This is a genomic window from Streptomyces sp. NPDC034084, assembly GCF_055575535.1.
On sequence record NZ_JBVISK010000002.1, the window covers coordinates 700,243 to 723,286 of the forward strand.

Genomic DNA, 23,044 nt, shown 5'->3' on the forward strand with positions numbered 1-23,044 from the left:
TGGACGGTTCCCGGTGTTCCGGGCGAGAGCCCGAGGATTCGGCTCCCGACCCTAAGCGTCGCCGCGACGACCTGTCCAGACGAGCCCTCTCGCGGTCCGGCGCACCGGGCGCACGCGTGGACACGGCATGGGGCCGTCAGGGGAGCAAGTGCTGGGAGCGGAGTTCGGCGGCCACCAGCGCCGCGTACTCCGTCGCCCCCCGCACCGACGTGTGCGTGTTGTCTCTCTTCTCCGCCGTCAGATAGAGAGCCTTGGACGCCTCCGGGCCCAGCCGTTCGACCCGCGCCTTCGTCAGGGCCGTGAGGTCGATCAGCGGCGTGCCGAGGGAGCCGGCCAGGGCGCGGATCTCGGCCGGGTGGTCCACGCCGAGGCCGTTGACGAGGAGGGCGGTGCCGTTGTTCAGGGTGCCGTCGGCGTTGAACCAGCGACGGACGATCGGCGTGACGAGGACGGGCGTGCCGCCCCTGGCCCGTACCCGCGAGACCAGGGCCGTCAGGTTGGCCCGGTATGTGGCCGCGTCGGTCTGCTTGTCGTTGTGGGCGAGCTGGATCAGGATCGGGTCGCCCGGCCGGATCGCGGCTTCGACCCGGTCGAAGAGCGCGGGGTTCGCCAGGAAGGTGACGGTGCTCTCGCCGGAGTCGGCGTGGTTGGCGACGGCGGTCCCCCGCCTGAGGTGGACGGGCAGCATCTGGCCCCAGCCGGTGTACGGATCGGCCGGCTGGTCGCAGACGGTCGAGTCCCCCACCAGGAACAGGCGCCGGGCGGCGGGGGCCGGAGTGACCCGCAGCGAGGTCACGCGCGGGGCGGACCCGCCGAGGACCAGGTCGAGTCCGGGGCTGCCGGTGGGTCCGGTGGGCTCGCCCTCCGGGTCACGGACGTCCACGGTGAAGGAGCGCCGGAGCCGCTCCCCCGCCCCGGTGGCGGTCTCCGCGAGGAGGGCCCGCCGGGTCTCGCCGGTGACGGCGGTCGCGCCGGCGGTTCCTCCGCCGAGGGTCACGGTCACGTCGTACGTACCGGGGGCGACGTCGAAGTGGCAGGCGAGCGCCCCGTCGGCCCGGGTGGCGCAGTGGTCGCGGCCCTGGCCGAAGGGGCCGTCGGCCTGGGCGGCGGGTGTGGCGGCGAGCGTCCCGAGCAGGGTCGCCGCCGTGGCGAGCAGGGCTGTTGTTCTCATCGTGGGCCTCACTTGGGGAGGTGGTCGCCGACGAGGGCGAGGTTCTGGATGGCGGCGAGGCCGTACAGGGCGGTGGTGTTGGTGCTGATCCACAGGTGCTCGTAGCCGGGTTCGAGGGCGGCGGAGCCCTGGACGGGGGTCTTGTCCCAGACCATGGCCGCCGTGTAGCCGTCGCTCCTGTCGAACTTGGCCCAGGCGCGCTGGGCGAGCTTGGCGTCGTTCAACTGGGCGGCCGCGTAGGCGTCCTGGCGCGAGTGGCCCTGGAAGAGGAGGAGGGTGCCGAAGTTCTGGCCGTAACGGGCGGCCTGTTCGGCCTTGGTGGCGTTGAAGTACCGGCAGTAGTCGAGCCAGGCGCTCCTGAACGCGGGCATGTCGATCAGGTCGATGAGCTCGGCGCACATCTCGACCAGGCCGAACATGGCGGACAGGTGGGAGACGCCGACGACGGGCTTGTCGGCGATCGCGAAGCGGCCGGTGTCGAGGTCGTAGAGGCCGGTGCCCTGCACGAAGCCGTTGGGCTGGGCGGCGATGGTCTCCATGGTGGAGCGCAGGCGGGCCTCGGCCTTGGCGGCCTTGGGGCCGCCGCGTTCCCACTCGGTGAGCCAGGCGGCGGCGAGGCCGCTCCAGTCGGTGCCGAAGCCGACGGAGAGGGCGTGCCGGTCGGGGGTGTAGGGCTCGGTGCGGATCTTGCGGATGGGGTCGAGGACGAGGAACGTCTCGTCGGAGTCGACCTGCTCGTGCATGAGGTCGCCGACGCGTTCGTCGGCGGTGAGGAAGTAGTAGGGGCGGCGGTAGACGGCCGTCGAGATCCGCTGCTGCTTGGCGCTGTCGGCGAAGTGCTGGACGCCGTGGCGGGTGCCGAGGCCGGCCCACTGGCCGAGGTGGTAGACGTCGACCTCGCCGGTGTGGCGGGTCATGGCCTCGGCGAAGCGGAAGATGTCGGCGCGGCCGGAGCGCAGGTAGGCGTACCAGAGCCAGAGGTCGGGCGAGAGTTCGGAGTTGTCCCAGGCGTAGCCGCCGACGTCGTACCGCCACTGGTGCCGGTCCTCGTCGTAGGTGTGCATGATGTCGCCGTAGTCCCAGAAGCCGTACCAACGGCGCTGTTCGGCCTGGTCCTTGTAGTAGGTGAAGAGGTAGTCGAGGTGGTCCTCGATCTTCGCCTTCGCTGGGGTGGAGCGGTCGACGGGCGAGAAGAGGCCGCCGAACACCCGGGCGCGGGCGAGCTCTTCGGGGCTCGCGGCGAGCTGCGGTGGGGTGCGGACGGCGGCGGCCTGGGCGACGAGGGTGTCGGCGGTGGGGGTGGCGGCGTTCGCCCAGAACATCAGCTCGCTGGTACGGGCGATGCCGTAGGGGGTGCCGAAGCCGGGCTCGTGGTCCTCGTAGGTGATGTTGAGGCCTTCGAGCTGTTCGGGGTAGGTGTCCTGGCCCATGCCGTCGTGGTAGAAGCGCAGGTCCATGGGCTGGGCCTCGGGCGACCAGAGCCAGAGGGTGACCTCGGCGGCGTCTCCGGCGGCGCCCCGGATGTCGAGCTGGGCGGGGTGCTTCTGCCAGAAGTCCCTTAGTCCGAAGGAGAGTCCGCCGGTCACTCCGCCGACGTAGCCGAAGCCGCTCGCGCGGCGGCCGCCGCCGGCCGCGATCCAGCCGTGGCCGGGCTTGGTGCGCTTGCGGAGCGCGAAGCCGTCGGCGGAGAGCTGGGACAGCGTGTAGTCGCCCCAGGTGGGAACGTACGGGAGCCGACTGGTGACGCGCTGGTCCCAGGTGGCGGGGTCGGGCAGCTTCTCGCCCTTGACCTGTGCCGTGCGGACGGCGGCGCCGGGGTCGCGGCGCAGGCCGGTGACGCCCTGGACGGCCTCGGTGAGGAAGCCGGCGCCCTCGCCGGCGATGCGGACGTGGCGGTCGTGGGCGGCGTCGCGCAGCGGGACGGTGAATCGGACGCCGAGGCCGCGGATGAAGTCCTTGTTGTGGTCACCGTCGTAGGTGATGGTGTGGACCATGCGGAAGGACTCGGAGCCGGCGTAGAAGTACAGCCGCACGGAGAACGGCAGCCAACTGCGGCTGCCCTTGCGGTGCTTGCCGTCGACGCGGACCACGGCACGGACGGGGCCGCTCTGCTCGACGGTGGCTCCGGAGATCTCGCCGTCGAAGCGCTCCCACTTCGCGTTGCCCTGGTCGCCGTCGTCGAGGTCGCTCTGCCGGAGGAGCACGAGACGGCCGTCCGTGGCGATCTTCACGCCGTCGCGGATGACGGACTCGACGAGCTTCCCGCCGTCCTTGGAGACGACGGCCCGGACGGTGCCGGTGTCGACGGTGATCCGGCGGCCGGTCTCGGTGACGGAGACGGTCTTCGCGGCGGACGCCGGGGTGCCGGGGGCGAGGGTGAACCGCTCGGCTCCGGCGGCCTCGGGGCCGACGGCGTGCGCGGTCCACTTGAGGGAGCCGTCGGGCCAGCGGGCAGTGGTCCACGTCTGTACGGGGACGGCGCTGCCGTCGACGGTTCGGAGGGCGAACGCGGTGTCAGCCGCGTGAACGCCCTTGGGCCAGGCGACGCCGAAGGTGGACCCGCCGGCGGCCCCGAGCCCACCGGGCTCCAGCCAGGTGACGGTCGCGGGCCGGTCGGCTGCGGGCACCTCGGCGCCCGCGGCGGCCCGGGCGTCGCCGCGCCCGAGCGCCCAACTGAACTGCGCGGCGGCCCCGGCGACGGCGGCCGCCCGCAGAAGGGAGCGGCGGGGTATGGCGGACATGGACGATCCTCTCGACGGAAGACGGACAGAGCGGGCGACGGACAGAGCGGAGGACGCGCAGAGCGGGCGACGGACGGAGCGGGCGACGGACGGAGCGAGGGCCGGGCAGGGGCCCGCACGGCACCCCGAGGGGTCACGGCCGGAATTCGGCCGCCGCGGTCGAGGCGACGAGGATGCCGAGGGCCGGGAGGGCGAGCGGGGCGGAGAACCAGGCCGAGGCGGCGATCACGGCCAGGCCGCACACGACGAGGAGGGAGCCCACCGGGTCGCGCAGGGCACGCCGGGCGGCGGGGCCGAGAAGCACCCGCCAGCGCAGCTCCGGGCGCCAGGCCGTGGCCGCCCGCAGGACGGTGACCGTGAGCCAGAGCGCCGCGAGGACCGCGAGGGCCCCCGTCAACCGCCCGCCGGGCACGGGCAGCGCCCGTACGAACGCGAGGTCGGCGCCCACCAGGGCGAGCACGGCGAGATAGCCGAGCCCCACCGACCAGCCCCCGCCCCGCAGGGCGCGGCGCAGGTCGGCGGCGAAGTACCGCAGCCCGGCGCGCTCGTCGCCGGTCCAGCGCCGCAGGTGCGCCGCTCCGGCCGCGAGGGCCGCCGGAAGGGTGACCAGCGGCAGGGCGGCCACGGCGATCCAGACCCCGACCAGCAGGCTCTCGGCGAAGACCCCGAAGGCGGCCCGGAAGCGTTCGCTCCTCATTTGAGCCCCGACGTGGCCATGCCGTCGATCAGGTACCGCTGGAAGGCGAGGAAGAAGGCGATCACCGGGATCAGCGCCACGAGCGACATCGCGATCATGCCGCCGTAGTTGGCGACGCCGTCCTGGTCGACGAACATCTTCAGGCCCAGCGAGACCGTGTACTTCTCGGGCTCGTTGAGGTAGATCAGCGGCCCCATGAAGTCGTTCCACGCGTTGATGAACGTGAAGATCGCGCTGGTGATCAGCGCCGGCCGGCACAGCGGCAGCACGATCGACCAGTACGTCCGCAGGTGCCCGCAGCCGTCGAGGCGCGCCGCCTCGTCGAGTTCCCTCGGCAGTCCGCGCATGAACTGGAGCATCAGGAAGACGAAGAAGGCGTCCGTGGCGAGGTACTTGCCCAGCAGCAACGGCGTGTACGTGTTGATGAGTTCGAGCTTCTGGAAGAGGACGTACTGCGGGATGAGCAGGACGTGGTACGGCAGCAGCAGCGTGCCGATCATCAGGGTGAAGAGCGGTCCGCGTCCGGCGAAGCCGATCTTGGCGAAGGCGTACGCGGCGAGTGAGCTGGAGATCAGCACACCGATCACCGAACCGACCGCGAGGAACAGGGAGTTGCCGAAGAAGGTGGAGACGGGGATGTCGGCGATGCCGTCGGCGAGGCGCCGGTAGTTGTCGGTGATGGGGTCGGTGGGGAGGAGGTTCAGGCTGCCGACGATCTCGTCGTTCGGTTTGAAGGAGCCGCCGATCACCCAGAGCACCGGGTAGAGGATAACCGCGAGGACGGCGAGGGCGCCGAGGTGCCAGGCGATCGAACCCGCCGTGCGCGACCTCCCGGCCGCACGTGTGGTGAGGCTCATCGGCCCGCCTCCTCGTAGTGCACCCAGCGCCGCTGTGACCAGAACAGGACTGCCGTGACCAGGCCGACGGCGAGCAGCAGCATCCAGGCCATCGCCGAGGCCAGGCCCATCCGGCTGTTCTCGAAGCCCTGGACGTACAGGTAGCAGGTGTAGACGAGGGTGCCGTCGGCCGGCCCGCAGGCGTTGCCCTGGCTGCCGATGATGTAGGCGGAGCCGAAGATCTGGAAGGAGTGGATGGTCTCCAGGAGGACGTTGAAGAAGAGCACCGGCGAGATCATGGGCAGGGTGATGTGCCAGAACCTCCGCCAGGGGCCCGCCCCGTCGACCTGCGCCGCCTCGTACAGCTCGCGCGGCACCTGCTTGAGCCCGGCGAGGAAGATGACCATCGGGGCGCCGAACTGCCAGACGGTGAGGGCGACCAGGGCGTAGATGATGCGGTCGGGGTCGCCGATCCAGCCGCCGGCCTCCATCCCGAGGAACTGCTGCGTGCGGTCGACGACGGCGCCGTCGGAGAAGAGGGCGCGCCAAACGATGGCGATCGAGACGCTGGCCCCGATGAGCGAGGGCGCGTAGAACGCGGCCCGGTAGAAGCCCTGTGCGCGCCGGCTCTGGTGGAGCAGCAGGGCGACGCCGAGGGCGGCGGCGAGCTTGAGCGGGGTGCCGATCACCACGTACCAGCCGGTGACCTCGACCGAGGTGCGCCAGCGGGGATCGCCGAACATCTCGGTGAAGTTGTCGAGGCCGATCCACCGCGGGGCGTCGAAGAGGTTGTAGTCGGTGAAGGCGAAGTAGAGCGAGGCGACCATGGGTCCTGCGGTGAGCAGGAGGAAGCCCGCGATCCACGGGGACAGGAAGAGGTACCCGGCGAGGTTCTCCCGGCGGGCCCCGCCCCTGCGGGAGCCGCCGCGCGGGCGCCCGCCGCCCGGGGTGGAGTCCGCGGGTGCGCTCTCCCCCTCGGGGCGGGCCGGGCGCGCGGAACGCGGTACGGAAGTCACGGCGGTGTCCATCAGGAGGACAGCGCCGTCTTCGCCTCGGTGAAGTACTGCTTCACCGCGTCCGCGACGGGCCGCTCGCCCAGGGACATCTCCTCGGCGAGCCGCAGGAAGGCGGCCTCGCAGACGTCGGCGCCGGCCGGGTGCGGGGTGATCGGCTCCAGGACGCGGGACTCGACGAGCTGCTTCTCGTACGCGGCGATCTGCCTGCCGACCTCGTCGGTGGGCACGTACGCCCGGTACTGGGCCTCGGTGGCCGGGACTCCCCGGTCGTAGCCCATGATCTTCCCGACCTCGGGGTCGTGGACCATGAAGTCGATGAACCGGGCGACCTCCTCGGGGTGCTTGGTGCGCTTGGAGCCGCTGAGCATGAGGGAGCCGAGGTACTGGCCGGTCTTGTGGCCGTCGGTGGTGGGGATCGGCGCGAGACCGTACCGGCTCTTGCCCTCGGCGGTGTAGCGGACGGCGAAGTTGTCCCAGGTGAACTCGGCGCCCGCGAGTTCGGCGGTGACCGCCGACTTGGGCTTGGCCTGGATGGTCTTCCGCGGGTCGGCGTAGGCGCCGGACTTCACGCGCTCGAAGGCCTTGGTCCACCAGTCCGTGAGGTCCGCCTCGGTGAAGCCGAGTCCGGAGGTGGTGAAGAAGGCCTTGCCGTGCTGGCGCAGGTAGAGGTCGTACAGGTACATGATCCCGTACGGGCCCGCGTCGCCGGCCCGGCCCTGGCTGTCGTGGATCTTGGCGAGGGCCGCGTGGTACTCGTCCCAGGTCCAGCCGGGCTTCGGGGTGACACCGGCCTTGGTGAAGACGGTCTGGTCGACGACGAGGGCCATCGAGTTGCTGCCGACGGGTATGCCGAGCAGCTTGCCGTCGACCTCGCCGAACTTCTCCAGGCCGGCCCGGAACCCCTGGAGGCGGAGGTGGCCCGCCTCGGCCTGCGCGCGCAGATCGAGGAGGACGTTCTTCGCGTCGTACTTGCGCAGGAAGCCGATGGCGTTCTGGAAGACGTCCGGGGCGTTGCCGCCCGAGGCCTGGGTGTTGAACTTCTTCCAGAAGTCGGCGTAGGGCTGGAAGTCGGTCTTGATCCTGATCTTCGGGTACTTCTTCTCGAAGAGGGCGATCGACTGGTTGATCCGCTTGGCCCGGTCGTCGGAGCCCCACCATGCGTACCGGAGGGTGACGGTGCCGTCCCCGGATCCGGAGCCGGTTCCGCACCCCGCCGCGGTCAGGCCGAGGGCCGCGACGGACCCTCCCGCGAGCTTCAGCAGACCTCGGCGGTCAACAGTGCCTTGAGTACGCACAGTTCGTCCTCCGCGCGTTATTGGAACGTTTCAGGAAAGCGCTTGCTGGGACAAAGTAGGGTCGCCCGCCAGCCACGTCAACGCTTCGGACAGAACCTTTCGAAGCGCTTCGAGGACAGGCTGACGGTCCGCTTCGCTGAAAGGATTCAACAACAGGCGTGTCAGATCAGCCGGATGACGTTCCAGGACATCGGCTCCAGGACCGCCCGCAGCACCCCGTCCGCGACGCGCGCGCCCTCCACCGCGTGGGGCACGACCCGCTCCGGCTCGTCGACGGTGTTGTGGGCCTCGGGGTCCGCGTCGGCGAGCGCGCTGTGCTCCACGACCCGGCTCAGGTCGAGACCGCGCAGCGCCACCTCCAGGGCGAGGGGCGTGTTCCGGCCACGGTTGGCCGCGAAGACCGTCACCCCGCCGTCCTCGCCCCGCACGGCCGTGGCGTGCAGCAGCGGGACGTCCCCGAACCGGTCCGTCGGGTACGTCGGCGAGGCCACGCGCACATCGAGCACGGTCCCCCTGCCGTACCGGGACGCCTGGGCGAAGGGGAAGAAGGTCGTCTGGCGCCAGGCCGGTCCTCCGGGCTCGGTCATGATCGGGGCGATCACGTTGACCAGCTGCGCGAGACAGGCCACGGCGATCCGGTCGGCGTGCCGCAGCAGGGCGATCAGGAGGGTGCCGAGGACGACGGCGTCGGTGACGGTGTAGACGTCCTCCAGGAGGCGCGGCGCCTCCTGCCAGTCCTCCACGGGGTGCGGGTTGGGCCGGCTTTGGTACCAGACGTTCCACTCGTCGAAGGAGAGGGTGAGCTTCTTCGGGGACTTCAGCCGGGCGCCGACGTGGTCGCAGGTGGCGACGACCTCCTCGATGAAGGCCTCCATGTGGACGGCGGAGGCGAGGAAGGAGTCGCGGTCGCCGTCGGTCTCCTCGTAGTAGGCGTGCAGCGAGACGTGGTCGACGACCTCGTACGTCTCCGCGAGGACGGTGGCCTCCCAGGCGGCGAAGGTCGGCAGGTCGCGGGCCGAGCTTCCGCAGGCGACGAGCTGGAGACCGGGGTCGAACCGGCGCAGGGCGCGGGCGGTCTGGGCGGCGAGCCGGCCGTACTCCTCCGCCGTCTTCTGGCCCGTCTGCCAGGGGCCGTCCATCTCGTTGCCGAGGCACCACAGGCGGATGCCGAAGGGGTCCTCGTCGCCGTGCGCGACGCGGCGGTCGGAGAGCTCGGTGCCGCCGGGGTGGTTGGCGTACTCGACGAGGTCCAGGGCCTCGGCGATGCCCCGGGTGCCGAGGTTGAGCGCCAGCATCGGCTCGGCCTGCGGGCCGACCTTCCGCAGGAAGGCCATGAACTCGCTCAGTCCGAAGCGGTTGGTCTCGGTGGACCGCCAGGCGACGTCGAGCCGGCGCGGCCGGTGCTCGACCGGGCCGACGCCGTCCTCCCAGCGGTAGCCGGAGACGAAGTTGCCGCCGGGGTAGCGGATCGCGGTGACGCCCAGCTCGCGGACGAGTTCCAGGACGTCGGTGCGCGTCCCGTCCTCGTCGGCGGCGGGGTGGCCGGGCTCGTGGATGCCGGTGTGGACGCAGCGTCCGAGGTGCTCGACGAAGGAGCCGAAGAGCCGGGGGTCGACGGGGCCGACGGTGAAGTCCGGGTCGAGGGTGAAGCGGGCGGTACGGGTGGCGCGTTCGGCGTGGGACACACGATTCCCTCTCGTTCAAGGCGTTCGACATATCGACCGACGGTCGGCTTTCCGAACGAGAAGGTAGGAGTGGAGTTCGCGCGCGTCAATGGACCCCGGCGGTACCGGTTCGAGAAGCGGCCGGCGGACGGAGGACCGGTGGGCAGCCGGGCGTCCCCGCCGCACCTGAGCGGGCGGCCGGGCGGAGTCACGGCTCGGTCCGGGAGCGGCGGCACCGCCACCGCGACGAGGAGGGCGTCGATCCGGTCCAGCGGGCCGCCGGAGCCGGGAAGCCGGCGTCCGGCGTCCTTCGCGCCGACGCCCCACTTGACCATCGCACGCAGGTCCCCCAGCGGTCCGCCGACCGCCACGGCCACCGCCGTCCGCCACTTCAGGGACGACAGCGCGGCGCGTGCTCAGAGCCCGGCGGCCGCCCGGCGAGCGTGCCGCTCCACCGCTTGGCGGGCGACAGCGGAGGGAGCCGGTGGCCGCCGAGACGGCGACCCGCCGCGCACGCGACGATGTCGGCGATCGACAAGGTCACGTCCCGGCCGCGAAACCGTCGCTCCGCCGCCCCGACGGATCCGCCGGACGCTGCCCCAGCTCCTCCGCGTACAGCCGATGGCGCGACTCGAGGATCCCGTCGTGATCGCGAGACGTGGCAGCACGCAGCGGGCCGAAGGCCGGGCGGACCTCCTCGGAGGAGGGCCGCCCGGCCTCGTCGTACGCGGAGCCCGCTCTCGCGGGGCGGGCTGTTATTCGAGCAGCTCCGCGTACGAGCCCATGGCCAGGGCGATGTCCGCCTGGGCCCAGAACCGGTGGTAGGTGAAGACGGGGGCGGCGCCGCCCGCCAGATAGGCCTCGATCTTCGGCCAGGCCGGGTCGTTCTTGTAGAAGGAACGGATCGAGGCGAAGGTGGACGAGGAGTTCACCGTGTCGCCGTTCGGCATGGTGCCGGTCCAGCCGCTCGGCACGTACACGGGGTCGTCGAAGCGGTTGTAATCGGCGCGGGTCTCCGGGACGGCGATGCCCAGCGGGTCCTGGTGGTGGTCCCACATGCCGTCGAGGAGGGCCTTGGCGACGCGCTTGGCCTCGGCGTGGCCGGACTTGGCCGCGTAGTAGGTGAGCGTCTTGGCGTAGGCGGCGGCGACGCCGACGTCGTCGGTGTAGTCGGCGACGGTGACGTGGAGTCCGGCGTTGGCGCCGGGGCTCGCCGCGTTCCAGGTGTCGGGCGCGCCGGACCACTGGAGGGTGGAGGGGATGCGGTAGGTGCCGTCCGGGTTGATCGTGGTCTTGGAGAGGGCCCAGGAGACCCACTTGTCGAGGACGGTCTTCGCCTTGGCGTCACCGGTCTGCTGGTAGTACTCGGCGACCCGCTCCATGGACCAGGCCTGGAAGCCGAACCACTGGTTGGACGCCGGGTCGTGGTAGACGGGCTTCTCGTCGTAGTACATGCCGTGGAAGGTGGGGGTGCCGGCCGGCGGGGTGGCGTATCGGCCCTGCCAGCTATTGGTGGCACCGCCCGCGATGGCGCCCTCGTTCGACTGGAGCCACCGGTAGAACCCCAGCTGCCGGTCGAGGCTGGTCGCCCAGTCCGCCGCGCCCGTCGCCGACTTGGGCTTGAGCGGGGCGTAGGAGCTCAGCGCGTAGGCGGCGAGGGGGTTCTGGTAGCCGCCGTGGGCGTGGCTGGAGCCGATGCGCCAGGACCAGCCGGCCGAGGTGTCGGTGGCGCCGCCCCACGCGTAGTACCAGGACAGCAGGTAGTGCGCGCTGTCCTTGCCGGTGCCGGCCGGGCAGGCGCTCGGTCCGACGCAGTCGCCGACCTTCTTGAAGTACTTGTCGAACATGGCGTACCGCAGGTAATCGCCCATCTTGGCGGCCTTGCCGACGGTCGCGGACACCTGGCCGCCCTTGCCCTGCTGCTTGGCCCAGAGGTCGGCCCAGTAAGCGGCCTGGACGGCGCGGGCGTCGGCGTCGGGGGCGTCGGTGAACTTCCACTGCTTGGCGTAGGAGGCGTCGCCGGTGAAGAGGTCCAGGTAGCCGTTCCTGCCGCCGTACGAGAAGTTGTCGCAGGTCGGGTGGGTGACGGTCTCCCAGACGGACTCCTGCGGGCCGCGCTGGAAGGTGTTGATGTACGAGGGGCCGGTCGCCGTCGGTCCCGCGGAGCACTTGCCGGGCTCGTTGCCGTAGCCGTAGACGTTGTCGACGTCCTGGATCCAGTGCATGCCGTAGATGTCGGAGGTGCCGTAGGCGGTCTTCAGCTCGCCGGCGATCGGGTCGGATCCCGAGGTCACGCCGGAGTCGAGCCGCGCCGGGTACTGGGAGGGGAGGTCCCACTCGGGGGCGTACGTCGCCGGCTTGGAGGCGTTGTACGAACCGGTGGTGGGCGTGTCGGCGTGGGTGGGGATCATGAATTTCTCCATGGTCTCCCAGGCGCCGTTGAACTTGGTCCAGTCGCCGGTGATCTTGCCGTACATGGCCTGGAGCCAGATGAGGTAGCTGTACGCCTCCGAGGTCGTCTCGTGCCCGTGGTCGGGGGCCTCGACGATCAGGGTCTCCACGGAGTGGTACGGGATGCCCTCGGGCGAGAAGTAGCCGTTGGCCGGGTTGGTGATCTTCCCGTGCAGGTCCAGGAAGCGGGCGTCGTACGTGGAGTTCGCGGCCAGTTGGGCCACGGTGACCTCGGCCTTGGCGTGGCCGGGGGCGGTCGCGGTGAAGACGGCGGAGCCGGTGCCGGTGGCCGCGGCGGCGACGGTCACCTTCTGGGCGGTGTTCCAGTTCGCCGGGGTGAAGGTGAGGGTGGCCGGGGTCGCGGTGAGGTTGGTGTTTCCCGAGGTACGGGCGACGCTCACGGTGACGTTGGCGGTCGGGGCCGTGGAGAGCTTCAGGTCGAAGGTGCCCGTGCCGCCCTGGCGTACGCCCAGCTGGCTCGGGGAGGCGACGAGAGCGGGACCGGCGGCGACGGTGATGCCGACGGGCGCCGACTCGGCGGAGGCGCCGAGGCTGTCGTAGGCCTTGGCGTAGAGGGAGTGCGCACCGGTGGCGAGACCGCTCGCGCTGTAGGTGAAGGGGGCGGTGGTGTCGGTGCCCAGGAGGGTGGTGTCGCTGTAGAACTCCACCTTGTTCACGGTGGCGCTGTCGGCCGCGGCGGCGGTCGCGGCGAGCGGCACCGCGTCGCCCTGGCTGTAGACGGCCCCCGGGGCCGGGCTGGTCAGCACCGCGACCGGGGCCTGATGGGCGCCGGCGCACCGCGTGCCGTTGACGGCGAAGCCGGTGGGGGCGGCGTTGGCCCCGCTGTAGGTGAACTGGGCGCCGGTGGTGGTGGCGGCGCCCGCGGCGAGGGTGCCGTTCCAGGACGCGTTGGTCACCGTGACGTTCTTGCCGGACTGCGACCAGACGCCGTTCCAGCCGTTGGTGAGCTTCTGGTCGCCGGCGTAGGAGTAGGTCAGTGTCCAGCCGTTCAGCGGCTCGGCGGCCCGGTTGGTGAGGGTGAGTTCGGCGGTGAAGCCCGAACCCCAGTCGTTGGTCTTGTAGTCGACGCTGCACTGGACGGCGGCGGCCTGGGCGGTGGTGGCGCCGACGGCGGTGAGGCCGAGGGGGAGGGAGAGCGCCGCGGCCAGCGCGGTCAGCTGCCGGCGTGGGCGCGTTCCCGGTCGGATTCTCGGCCGGATCATCGATCCGGCTCTCGGTCGGAGGGGTGACATGCGGGTGGTTCTCCTCGCGGCTCGGAGGTCGGGGATGCGAAGAGCTCGAAGGTGCGACAGTCAAGCTTTGAACCAGTGGGAGCGCTCCCACTGTGCAGTTGGGGCCCTACGCCGTCAAGGTGTGTGAGGAAGTCGACGTCAAAAGCCGGGGAATTTGCCCAACTCCTCTTTTGCTTGGCGCTCGTTGGCGCTACGGTCTGCCCCGACCCAGTGGGAGCGATTCCATCCAGTCGGCACACCGTCAGGGGTGTGCCCTCGCTGTGAGGACTCGCTCATGCGACATCCCCCACGTCTGTCCGCGCTGTTCGCAGGAGCAGCGCTCACGATGGCGAGCACCGCTCTCGCCGTCGTGGGTACGGCCGCCGGAGCCTCGGCCGCACCCGCCTGCACGGTGGAGTACTCGGTCGTCGGCCAGTGGTCCGGCGGCTACCAGGGCGCCGTGACCGTCACCAACAACAGTGCCGCGCTGAACGGTTGGAGCCTCGCCTTCGACTTCCCGGCCGGCCAGGTGGTGAGTCAGGGCTGGGGCGGGAAGTGGTCCCAGTCCGGGACGTCCGTCACGGTCGTCAACGAGAGCTGGAACGGCGCGCTCGGCACGGGCGCGAAGGTCTCGGGCGGCTTCATCGCCTCCTGGACGGGCTCCAACACGGCACCCACCGCGTTCACGCTCAACGGCACCCCGTGCACCACGGCCGGGCCGACGCCCACCCCCACTCCGACCACCCCGACGACCCCACCCACCACACCACCGACCACCCCGCCCACGACTCCCCCGACGACACCCCCGACCCCCGTCACCGGCGCACCCGAACTCAGCGTGTCCGGCAACAGGTTCACCGACCAGAACGGCGCCACCCGGCGCCTCCTCGGCGTCAACCGCTCCGGCGGCGAGTTCATGTGCGTCCAGGGCTACGGCTTCTTCGACGGTCCCGTCGACGACGCCTCCGTCAAGGCGATCGCCGACTGGAAGGCCAACACCGTCCGCATCCCCCTCAACGAGGAGTGCTGGCTCGGCCTCGACAACATCAAGCCCGAGTACCGGGGCGCCGACTACATCGCCGCCGTCAAGGACCTGGTGGCCAAGGTGCTCGCCCACGGCATGACCCCCGTGGTCGAACTGCACTGGACCCACGGCCAGTACACCGGGAACTCCGCGGGCTGCTCCGACGTGCACGCCTCCTGCCAGAAGCCGATGCCGGACGCCCAGTACACCCCGGCGTTCTGGACCTCGGTGGCGAACACCTTCAAGAACGACAAGCGGGTCGTCTTCGACCTGTTCAACGAGCCCTACCCGGACCGGGCCACCTCCACCGCGGCCCAGGCCTGGTCCTGCTGGCGCGACGGAGGCACCTGCCCCGGCATCGGCTACGAGGTCGCCGGCATGCAGGACCTGGTGGACGCCGTCCGCGCCACGGGGGCGAAGAACCTCGTCCTCGTCCCGGGCCTCGCGTACTCCAACGACCTGAGCCAGTGGCTCACGTACCGCCCCACGGACCCGGCGGGCAATCTGGCCGCCGCCTGGCACGTCTACAACTTCAACACCTGCTCCGACGAGACGTGCTGGAACAACACCCTCGCCCCGGTGGCCGCCGAGGTACCCCTCCTCGCGGGCGAGATCGGTGAGAACACCTGCGGACACGCGTTCATCGACCGCGTCATGAAGTGGTTCGACGACCGCGGCCTGTCGTACCTGGGCTGGACCTGGAACACCTGGAACTGCAACACCGGCCCCTCGCTCATCACTTCGTACGACGGCACCCCCACCGCCTTCGGCATCGGGCTGCGCGACCACCTGCGCGCCCTCGCACCCTGACCGCACCCCCGAAAGGAACACCCACTCGCATGAGCCGCACCAGTCGCACCAGCCGCACCGCCCTTCTGGCGGCACTCGGCCTGATCACCGCCACCGGCGCCACCGCCACCGTCTTCGGCACCGCCACCGCCGGCGCCGCCACCCCCGGCTGCAAGGTCGACTACCAGATCACCAACCAGTGGAACACCGGCTTCGGCGCCAACGTCACCGTCACCAACACCGGTGACCCGGTGGCCGCCTGGACCCTCGAGTGGTCCTACGCCGGCAACCAGCAGGTCACCCAGGGCTGGAACGCCACCCTCACCCAGTCCGGCGCCGCCGTCACCGCCAAGAACGTCTCCTACAACGGGACCCTGGCCACCGGCGGTTCCACCTCCTTCGGCTTCAACGGCTCGTACAGCGGCACCAACGCCGTGCCCGCGACCTTCAAGCTGAACGGGGTCGTCTGCAACGGCGCCACCCAGCCGACGACGCCCCCGACCACCCCGCCCACCACTCCCCCGACGACACCGCCGACCACGCCTCCCACCACCCCGCCGGCCGGCACCAAGGCGGACAACCCGTACGCCGGCGCCAAGGTGTACGTGAACCCGGAGTGGTCCGCGAAGGCGGCGGCCGAGCCCGGCGGCACCAAGGTCTCCAACCAGCCCACCGGCGTCTGGCTGGACCGGATCGCCGCCGTCAACGGTTCGAGCACCTCCATGGGCCTGCGCGCCCACCTCGACGAGGCCCTGAAGCAGAAGGGCTCCGGCGAGCTCGTCGTCCAGCTGGTCATCTACAACCTGCCGGGCCGCGACTGCGCCGCCCTCGCCTCCAACGGCGAGCTCGGCCCGACGGAGATCGGCCGCTACAAGACCGAGTACATCGACCCGATCGCCGCGATCCTCGCCGACTCCAAGTACGCGGGCCTGCGGATCGTCACCACGGTCGAGATCGACTCGCTGCCCAACCTGGTCACCAACGTCTCCGGGCGTCCCACGGCCACCCCCAACTGCGACGTCATGAAGGCGAACGGCAACTACATCACCGGCGTCGGCTACGCGCTCAGGAAGCTCGGCGCGATCGCCAACGTCTACAACTACGTCGACGCCGGCCACCACGGCTGGCTGGGCTGGGACGACAACTTCGGCGCCTCCGCCGAGCTGTTCAAGCAGGCCGCCACGGCCGAGGGCTCCACGGTCTCCAACGTCCACGGCTTCATCGTCAACACCGCCAACTACAGCGCCCTGAAGGAGGACCACTTCAAGATCGAGGACTCCGTCAACGGCGTCTCCGTACGCCAGTCCAAGTGGGTGGACTGGAACCGCTACACCGACGAGCTGTCGTACGCCCAGGCCATGCGCGCCAAGCTGGTCTCCATCGGCTTCGACAGCAACCTCGGCATGCTGATCGACACCTCCCGCAACGGCTGGGGCGGCACCGCCCGGCCCACCGGCCCGGGCGCGACGACCAGCGTCGACACGTACGTCAACGGCGGCCGCTACGACCGGCGCATCAACCCCGGCAACTGGTGCAACCAGTCCGGGGCGGGCCTCGGCGAGCGGCCCCAGGCGGCCCCGGCCGCGGGCATCGACGCGTACGTCTGGATGAAGCCCCCGGGCGAGTCCGACGGCGCCTCCAAGGAGATCCCGAACAACGAGGGCAAGGGCTTCGACCGGATGTGCGACCCGACGTACACGGGCAACGTCCGTAACGGGAACAGCATGTCGGGCGCGCTGCCGAACGCCCCGCTCGCGGGCCAGTGGTTCTCGGCCCAGTTCCAGGAGCTCCTGAAGAACGCCTACCCGGCGCTGTAACACCCGGCGCACCACGCGACCCCGAGGGATCCGGATCCCTCGGGGTCGCCCATCTGCGCGACGTCAGGACGAGTCGCGCACCACCAGCTCCGTCGGCAGCACGTGCCGGGACGGTTCCGCGGGAGCGGCCGCCGTGCCGTCGTGGATCTCCCGGAGCAGCATCCGGGCCATCGTGCGGCCCATCTCCTCGATGGGCTGCCGCACGCTCGTCAGCGGCGGGTCCATGAGCCGCGCCACCGGCGAGTCGTCGACGCCGACGAGGGCCACGTCTCCGGGCACCCGGCGGCCCGCCTCCCGCAGGGCTCCCCGCGCGCCGGCCGCCATCACGTCGGAGGCGGCGAAGACGGCGTCCAGGTCCGGTCTGCGGTCGAGCAGCAGCCGCATGGCCCGCCGGCCGCCCTCCTCGGTGAAGTCGCCGACCGAGACCAGGGATTCGTCGGGCGGGAGCCCGGCCTCCGTGAGCCCGGCCCGGTAGCCACCGAGCCGGGCGCGCGCCACGTACATGTCGAGGGGCCCGGTGACGGTCGCGATACGGCTCCGGCCGCGCCCGACCAGGTGGGCGACGGCCGCCCGCCCGGCGCCGATGTTGTCGGAGTCCACGTACGGCACGGGTTCGGCCTCCGCCCGGCGGCCGTTCATCACGACCGGGAGGCCCAGTTCCCTGATGCGGTCGGGCAGCGGGTCGTCCCCGTGGACCGAGGCGAGCAGCACCCCGTCGACGCGCTGGGCGGCGAGGTACTGCTCGAAGCGCTGCCGCTCCTGCTCGCTGCGGACCAGGGTGAGCAGGAGCTGTTTGTCGGCCTCGGCGAGTTCGGCGCTGACCCCGCGGATGAGGTCGAGGAAGTAGGGCTCGGCGAAGAGGCGGGCCTCGGCCTCGGGGATCACGAGCGCGATCGCGTCGGTGCGGCTGCCCGCCAGGGCGCGGGCGGCCTGGTTGGGTACGTAGCCGAGTTCGGCGACGGCTCGGGCGACGGCCGTTCTGGTCTGCTCGCTCACCCGGGGGGAACCATTGATGACCCGGGAGACCGTGCCCCGGCCGACCCCGGCCCTGGCCGCGACCTGCTCCAGGGTGGGTCTGCCGCTCTGCCGTCCGCTCACGACTGCCGAACTCCCCTCGTAGGACTGCACGCCGCTCACCTGCCCGGACGGACAGCCACAGGCATGGGAGCGCTCCCACACTAGTCCACGACGACCTTCCCGCGCCACGCGTCCGCGTTCAGGAGATGACGGCCGGATGACCGCCGGGCGGCCCGAAACCCCCGGAAAACCTTCTGGTAACGAATCCGCGTTCATGTCTTGACACCCGCACCCGCCAGGCAGCAACCTTCCGGCAACGACGTGGGAGCGCTCCCATCGGGACGCGACACAGCATCAGGTCCTGGCAGGCGCCGCCGAGCCGCGATCAGCCGGCCGGGCCTCTTGGCGCACAAAGAGCACCACCTTGGACGAGGAGAGTGGAATGCGCACTTCCAGCAGCAGACGCGGACGCCGGGCGGCGATCGCGGCGGTCGCCGTCGTCGTGACCGGTACGACCCTGCTCACCGGTTGCGGCAGCGACGACGACAACGGCGCCGGCAAGGACGGCCAGGGCGCCGGGAAGATCACGCTGCGGATCGGGACCTTCGGTTCCTTCGGCTACGACGACAAGACCGGCGCCAAGCTCTACGCCGAGTACGAGCGGCTCCACCCGAACATCAAGATCGAGGAGTCGAACGTCTCCGACGGCCAGAAGTACTGGGACACGCTGAAGCTGCGTCTCGCCCAGAACAGCGGCGTCGCCGACATCCAGGCCGTCGAGGTGGGGTACATCGCCGAGGCGACCGGCCCGGCCATGGCGAACAAGTGGGTCGACCTCGGCAAGGAGGGCGGCGCCGACCTCGGCGACTTCCTCGACTGGAAGGTCAAGCAGGCGACGACGGCCGACGGCAAGGTCATCGGCCTCGGCACCGACATCGGCCCCATGGCCATCTGCTACAACAAGGACCTCTTCGCCAAGGCCAAGCTGCCCACCACCCGCGAGGAGGTCGCCAAGCTGTGGACCGGTGACTGGTCCAAGTTCCTCGCGGTCGGGGAGAGGTACAAGGCGGCCGCCCCCGCCGGCACCGCCTTCCACGACTCCGCGAGCGGCCTCTTCAACGCCGTCGTCTCCAGCGACCCGGTCCAGTACGCCAACGCGAGCGGCGAGCTCGACTGGGAGAACAGCCCCGGTGTGAAGAAGGCCTGGGAGACCGCCGTGAAGGCGGCCCAGGGCGGACTCACCGCCAAGCTGCGCCAGTTCGACGAGAAGGGCACGTGGAACGCGGCCTTCAAGAACTCGAGGTTCGCCACCGTCGCCTGCCCGAGCTGGATGACCGGCATCATCAAGGACCAGGCCGGACCCGCCAACAAGGGCAAGTGGGACATCGCCGCGCCGCCGGTCGCCGGCAACTGGGGCGGCTCCTTCCTCGCCGTGCCGAAGGCCGGCAAGCACACCAAGGAGGCGGCCGAGCTCGCCGCCTGGCTGACCGCCCCGGAGCAGCACGCCAAGGTGTTCGCGGTCAACGGCAACATCCCCTCCTCCAAGGACACGCTCCTCTCCTCGGCGGTCCAGGAGGCGAAGCTGCCGTACTTCGGGGACACGCCGGTCGGCAAGATCTTCTCCAGCGCGGCGAACGGCATCACCCCCGCCACGATCAGCCGCTACGACGGCCAGGTGAAGACCTTCCTCACCGACAACGGCATCCTCGACATCGAGCAGCGCGGCACCGCCCCGGCGAAGGCCTGGGAGAACGTCAAGAAGCTGGTCGACGACAAGATCGACCAGTAGCGGGGGCGCCTGCCGGTCCGCCGCCGCCTGCGGGCGGCGGACCGGCACCGTCCGCACCACCGCACGCATCGACCTGGAAGGACGCCCCCGTGGCCACCTCCGTTCGGGCGGAGCGGGCCGGCTCCCCGCCGCCCGCCGTACCGCCCTCCTCCCCCGGCCGGCCCCGCGGCCGCCGCGCCGGCCCGACCGGCCTGCGCAGCACGCTCTACCGCTGGGACATCAAGGCGATCCCGTACGTCTTCATCGCCCCCTTCTTCCTCACCTTCGCGGCCTTCGGCCTCTTCCCGCTGATCTACACCGGCTGGCTGTCGCTGAACCGGGTCGAGCTCGGCGGCGACCCGACGTGGAAGGGCCTGGAGAACTACACCGACCTCGCGACCAGCGAGTTCTTCTGGAACGCGCTGCTCAACACCTTCACCATCGGGGTGATCTCGACCGTTCCGCAGCTGCTCATGGCCCTGGGCCTGGCGCATCTGCTCAACTACAAGCTCCGCGGTCGCGGCTTCTTCCGGGTCGCGATCCTCGCCCCGTACGCCACCTCCATCGCGGCCGCGACCCTGGTCTTCGCCCAGCTGTTCAACACCGACTACGGGATGATCAACAGCCTTCTCGGCTGGATCGGCTTCGACCCGGTGGACTGGGAGTCGTCCAAGTGGCCGGCGCAGATCGCGATCTCGGTGATCGTCACCTGGCGCTGGACCGGCTACAACGCGCTGATCTACCTGGCCGCGATGCAGGCCGTGCCGCAGGACCTGTACGAGGCGGCGTCCCTCGACGGCGCCTCGCGCTGGCGCCAGTTCATCAGCGTCACCATCCCGTCGATCCGGCCGACGATCCTCTTCACGATCATCGTCTCCACCATCGGTGCCACCCAGCTGTTCGGCGAGCCGATGCTCTACGGCGGCAGCGTCGGCATCAGCGGCGGCAGCGGCAACCAGTTCCAGACGCTGAGCCTGTTGATGTACGAGAAGGGCTGGGTGACCGGCGCCCTGGGACAGGCCTCGGCGATCGCCTGGGTCATGCTCCTGCTCCTCCTCCTGGTCGGCGGCGTCCAGGCGCTCGTCTCCCGCCACAACCGCACGAAGCTGGGGGGATGACCTCATGGCCCGCACTCTCGACACGACGCCCGCCGTCGAGGCCAGGACCCCGGCCGGGAGCCGCCGCTTCCGCCAGACGGCCGGCCGGCAGCACCACGCGGGACCGCTGACGTACGTCCTGCTCGCCGTCGCCGCGTTCGTCTCGCTCTTCCCGCTGTACTGGAACGTGGTCGCCGCCTCCCACACCGGCGAGCGGGTCGTGGAGGCCCCGGCGCCGCTGCTGCCCGGCAAGCGGCTCCTGGACAACCTCAGCTTCGCCTGGAACCAGGTCGACATGGGCGAGGCGCTGGTCAACACCACGGTCGTGGCGAGCCTGGTGGCGCTGTCCACCGTGCTCTTCTCCACGCTCGCCGGCTTCGCCTTCGCCAAACTGCCCTTCCGCGGCCGGGGCATGCTGCTCTCGCTCGTGGTCGCCACGATGACGATCCCGCCGCAGCTCAGCGTCATCCCGCTCTACCAGATCATCACGGACCTCGGCTGGTTCGACCAGCTCCAGTCGGTCGTACTGCCCTCGCTCGTCGCCGCCTTCGGCGTCTTCTTCATGCGCCAGTTCCTGGTGGAGGCGCTGCCGATGGAGCTCGTGGAGGCCGCCCGGATGGACGGGGCGCACAGCCTCCGGATCATCTGGCACGTGGTCTTCCCCGTGGCCAGGCCGGCCATGGCCGTCCTCGGCATGCTGGTCTTCGTCCAGGCCTGGAACGACTTCTTCTGGCCGTTCATCGCGCTCACCCCGGACGGCAACCCCACCCTTCAGGTGGCGCTCGCCGGTCTGGGCGCGGGCAACCACACCGTGGACCACGCCGTGGTGCTGACCGGCGCCCTGATCTCCACCGTGCCGCTGCTCCTTGTCTTCGCCTTCCTCGGGAAGCACATCGTCGGCGGCATCACGGCCGGCGCCGTCAAGAGCTGACCGACCGCTCGTCTCCGTATCCCCGTACCCGTGTTGGGAGCCCTCTCCTATGACCGCGTCCGAAACCCGGCCGCTCACCGCCACCCGTTCGTTCCCCGCCGACTTCCTGTGGGGCGCCGCCACCGCCGCGTACCAGATCGAGGGAGCGGCGGCGGAGGACGGCCGTACCCCCTCCATCTGGGACACCTTCTCGCACACGCCCGGCAAGGTCTTCGAGGGCCACACCGGTGACGTGGCCGTCGACCATTACCACCGGTTCCGCGAGGACGTCGGGATCATGGCCGAACTCGGCCTGAACGCCTACCGGTTCTCCGTCTCCTGGTCCCGCGTCCAGCCCACCGGCCGGGGTCCGGCCGTGCAGAAGGGGCTCGACTTCTACCGGCGGCTCGTCGACGAGCTGCTCGCCGCCGGGATCGAGCCGGCCCTGACCCTCTACCACTGGGACCTTCCGCAGGAGCTGGAGGACGCGGGCGGCTGGCCGGAGCGGGCGACCGCCGAGCGGTTCGCCGAGTACGCGGGGATCGTCGCCGGCGCCGTCGGCGACCGGGTGAAGCGGTGGACGACGCTCAACGAGCCGTGGTGCAGCGCCTTCCTGGGGTACGGCTCCGGGGTGCACGCGCCGGGCCGCACCGATCCGGTGGCCTCGCTGCGCGCCGCCCACCACCTCAACCTCGGGCACGGTCTCGCGGTGCAGGCGCTGCGCGCCGCGCTGCCGGCGGACCGGCAGCTCGCGGTCTCGCTCAACCTGCACGAGATCCGGCCGCTGACCGGTTCGGCGGAGGACCTGGACGCGGCCCGCCGCATCGACGCCGTCGGCAACCGGATCTGGCTGGGCCCGATGCTGGAGGGCGCCTACCCGGAGGACCTGTTCGCCGACACCGCGCACCTGACCGACTGGTCCTTCGTCCAGGACGGCGACACCACGGCGACGAACCAGCCGCTGGACCTGCTCGCGATCAACTACTACACGCCGACGGTGGTCTCGCAGGTGCCGGAGGGCGCGGAGAAGCCGCAGGACGACGGTCACGGCAACAGCGAGCACTCGCCGTGGCCGGGCGCGGACGCGGTCGCCTTCCACCGGGCGCCCGGCGAGCCGACGGCGATGGGCTGGGCGGTCGACCCGAGCGCGCTGTACGACCTGCTGACCCGGGTCTCCGCCACGTACCCGGGGCTGCCCCTCGTGATCAGCGAGAACGGGGCGGCGTACGAGGACGTGGTCGGCCCGGACGGTTCGGTGCACGACCCGGAGCGCGCCGCCTATGTGCACGCGCATCTGGAGGCGGTGCACCGGGCGATGTCGGACGGGGTGGACGTGCGCGGCTACTTCCTCTGGTCGCTGCTCGACAACTTCGAGTGGGCGTACGGCTACGCGAAGCGGTTCGGCGCGGTCCGGGTGGACTACGACACCCTGGAGCGCACCCCGAAGTCCAGCGCCCGCTGGTACGCGCGGGTCGCGCGCTCGGGCGAGCTGCACGCGCCCGACGGGGACTGACACGCG

At 71.0% G+C, this 23,044-nt stretch carries 15 protein-coding genes; 6 read left to right on the forward strand and 9 right to left on the reverse strand.

The annotated features are described in order from the left end of the window. Positions 1-136 precede the first annotated feature (136 nt). From ACZ51I_RS08540 to ACZ51I_RS08575, 8 genes are all read right to left on the reverse strand, one after another. Positions 137-1,171 (reverse strand): rhamnogalacturonan acetylesterase, encoded by a 1,035-nt coding sequence (locus ACZ51I_RS08540; RefSeq protein WP_468872735.1) that lies wholly within the window; start codon positions 1,169-1,171, stop codon positions 137-139. A gap of 8 nt (positions 1,172-1,179) precedes the next feature. Then, positions 1,180-3,912 (reverse strand): exo-rhamnogalacturonan lyase family protein, encoded by a 2,733-nt coding sequence (locus tag ACZ51I_RS08545; protein WP_468872737.1) that lies wholly within the window; start codon positions 3,910-3,912, stop codon positions 1,180-1,182. Positions 3,913-4,045: 133 nt separating this feature from the next. Beyond that, complete coding sequence (locus tag ACZ51I_RS08550) at positions 4,046-4,609, reverse strand: hypothetical protein (protein ID WP_468872739.1); 564 nt, start codon at positions 4,607-4,609, stop codon at positions 4,046-4,048. Then, positions 4,606-5,466: a carbohydrate ABC transporter permease gene (locus tag ACZ51I_RS08555; protein WP_468872742.1), complete on the reverse strand. Its 861-nt coding sequence runs from the start codon at positions 5,464-5,466 to the stop codon at positions 4,606-4,608. The genes ACZ51I_RS08550 and ACZ51I_RS08555 overlap by 4 nt, the downstream gene beginning before the upstream one ends. Beyond that, the gene (locus tag ACZ51I_RS08560) at positions 5,463-6,473 is read right to left on the reverse strand and encodes a carbohydrate ABC transporter permease (protein WP_468872745.1); all 1,011 of its coding nucleotides are present in this window, start codon (positions 6,471-6,473) and stop codon (positions 5,463-5,465) included. The genes ACZ51I_RS08555 and ACZ51I_RS08560 overlap by 4 nt, the downstream gene beginning before the upstream one ends. After that, on the reverse strand, positions 6,473-7,756 hold the full coding sequence (locus ACZ51I_RS08565) for an ABC transporter substrate-binding protein (RefSeq protein ID WP_468872747.1): 1,284 nt from the start codon (positions 7,754-7,756) through the stop codon (positions 6,473-6,475). Before ACZ51I_RS08565 ends, ACZ51I_RS08560 begins: the two co-directional genes overlap by 1 nt. Positions 7,757-7,917: 161 nt before the next feature. Further along, the gene (gene arfA, locus ACZ51I_RS08570; protein WP_468872750.1) at positions 7,918-9,441 is read right to left on the reverse strand and encodes an arabinosylfuranosidase ArfA; all 1,524 of its coding nucleotides are present in this window, start codon (positions 9,439-9,441) and stop codon (positions 7,918-7,920) included. A 734-nt stretch (positions 9,442-10,175) separates the two neighbouring features. Then, positions 10,176-13,094 carry a glycoside hydrolase family 48 protein gene (locus tag ACZ51I_RS08575; RefSeq protein WP_468872752.1) on the reverse strand — a complete coding sequence of 973 codons (2,919 nt, stop codon included), beginning with the start codon at positions 13,092-13,094 and terminating at the stop codon, positions 10,176-10,178. 304 nt (positions 13,095-13,398) lie between these two features. On the opposite strand from ACZ51I_RS08575, the gene ACZ51I_RS08580 reads away from it, so the two are divergent. Together ACZ51I_RS08580 and ACZ51I_RS08585 are read left to right on the forward strand one after the other, a co-directional pair. Next, a complete protein-coding gene (locus ACZ51I_RS08580) occupies positions 13,399-14,937 on the forward strand; it encodes a cellulase family glycosylhydrolase (protein ID WP_468872755.1) in 1,539 nt (512 codons plus the stop codon). 29 nt (positions 14,938-14,966) lie between these two features. Continuing rightward, positions 14,967-16,733, forward strand: coding sequence for a glycoside hydrolase family 6 protein (locus ACZ51I_RS08585; RefSeq protein ID WP_468872758.1), 1,767 nt, complete (start codon positions 14,967-14,969; stop codon positions 16,731-16,733). A gap of 63 nt (positions 16,734-16,796) precedes the next feature. Here the strand turns inward: ACZ51I_RS08585 and ACZ51I_RS08590 are convergent, their stop codons facing one another. Next, positions 16,797-17,831, reverse strand: coding sequence for a LacI family DNA-binding transcriptional regulator (locus tag ACZ51I_RS08590; RefSeq protein WP_468872760.1), 1,035 nt, complete (start codon positions 17,829-17,831; stop codon positions 16,797-16,799). A 361-nt stretch (positions 17,832-18,192) separates the two neighbouring features. Here ACZ51I_RS08590 and ACZ51I_RS08595 point away from each other — a divergent pair, with 361 nt between their 5' ends. The 4 genes from ACZ51I_RS08595 (at position 18,193) to ACZ51I_RS08610 (ending at position 23,038) form a co-directional block, all read left to right on the forward strand. Next, positions 18,193-19,539 carry an ABC transporter substrate-binding protein gene (locus ACZ51I_RS08595; protein WP_468872763.1) on the forward strand — a complete coding sequence of 449 codons (1,347 nt, stop codon included), beginning with the start codon at positions 18,193-18,195 and terminating at the stop codon, positions 19,537-19,539. A gap of 89 nt (positions 19,540-19,628) precedes the next feature. Next, a complete protein-coding gene (locus tag ACZ51I_RS08600) occupies positions 19,629-20,636 on the forward strand; it encodes a carbohydrate ABC transporter permease (protein ID WP_468872766.1) in 1,008 nt (335 codons plus the stop codon). A gap of 4 nt (positions 20,637-20,640) precedes the next feature. Next, positions 20,641-21,546: a carbohydrate ABC transporter permease gene (locus ACZ51I_RS08605; protein WP_468872769.1), complete on the forward strand. Its 906-nt coding sequence runs from the start codon at positions 20,641-20,643 to the stop codon at positions 21,544-21,546. Positions 21,547-21,595: 49 nt separating this feature from the next. Then, positions 21,596-23,038 (forward strand): GH1 family beta-glucosidase, encoded by a 1,443-nt coding sequence (locus tag ACZ51I_RS08610; protein ID WP_468872772.1) that lies wholly within the window; start codon positions 21,596-21,598, stop codon positions 23,036-23,038. The last annotated feature ends 6 nt before the right edge of the window (positions 23,039-23,044 follow it).

Bases quoted from the DNA above. Each gene is read 5' to 3' on its own strand.
- ACZ51I_RS08560 (WP_468872745.1), bottom strand. From the start codon at position 6,473: ATGGACACCGCCGTGACTTCCGTACCGCGTTCCGCGCGCCCGGCCCGC.
- ACZ51I_RS08580 (WP_468872755.1), top strand. From the start codon at position 13,399: ATGCGACATCCCCCACGTCTGTCCGCGCTGTTCGCAGGAGCAGCGCTC.
- ACZ51I_RS08610 (WP_468872772.1), top strand. From the start codon at position 21,596: ATGACCGCGTCCGAAACCCGGCCGCTCACCGCCACCCGTTCGTTCCCC.
- ACZ51I_RS08585 (WP_468872758.1), top strand. From the start codon at position 14,967: ATGAGCCGCACCAGTCGCACCAGCCGCACCGCCCTTCTGGCGGCACTC.
- ACZ51I_RS08540 (WP_468872735.1), bottom strand. From the start codon at position 1,171: ATGAGAACAACAGCCCTGCTCGCCACGGCGGCGACCCTGCTCGGGACG.
- ACZ51I_RS08595 (WP_468872763.1), top strand. From the start codon at position 18,193: ATGCGCACTTCCAGCAGCAGACGCGGACGCCGGGCGGCGATCGCGGCG.
- ACZ51I_RS08605 (WP_468872769.1), top strand. From the start codon at position 20,641: ATGGCCCGCACTCTCGACACGACGCCCGCCGTCGAGGCCAGGACCCCG.
- ACZ51I_RS08545 (WP_468872737.1), bottom strand. From the start codon at position 3,912: ATGTCCGCCATACCCCGCCGCTCCCTTCTGCGGGCGGCCGCCGTCGCC.
- ACZ51I_RS08575 (WP_468872752.1), bottom strand. From the start codon at position 13,094: ATGATCCGGCCGAGAATCCGACCGGGAACGCGCCCACGCCGGCAGCTG.
- ACZ51I_RS08550 (WP_468872739.1), bottom strand. From the start codon at position 4,609: ATGAGGAGCGAACGCTTCCGGGCCGCCTTCGGGGTCTTCGCCGAGAGC.
- ACZ51I_RS08555 (WP_468872742.1), bottom strand. From the start codon at position 5,466: ATGAGCCTCACCACACGTGCGGCCGGGAGGTCGCGCACGGCGGGTTCG.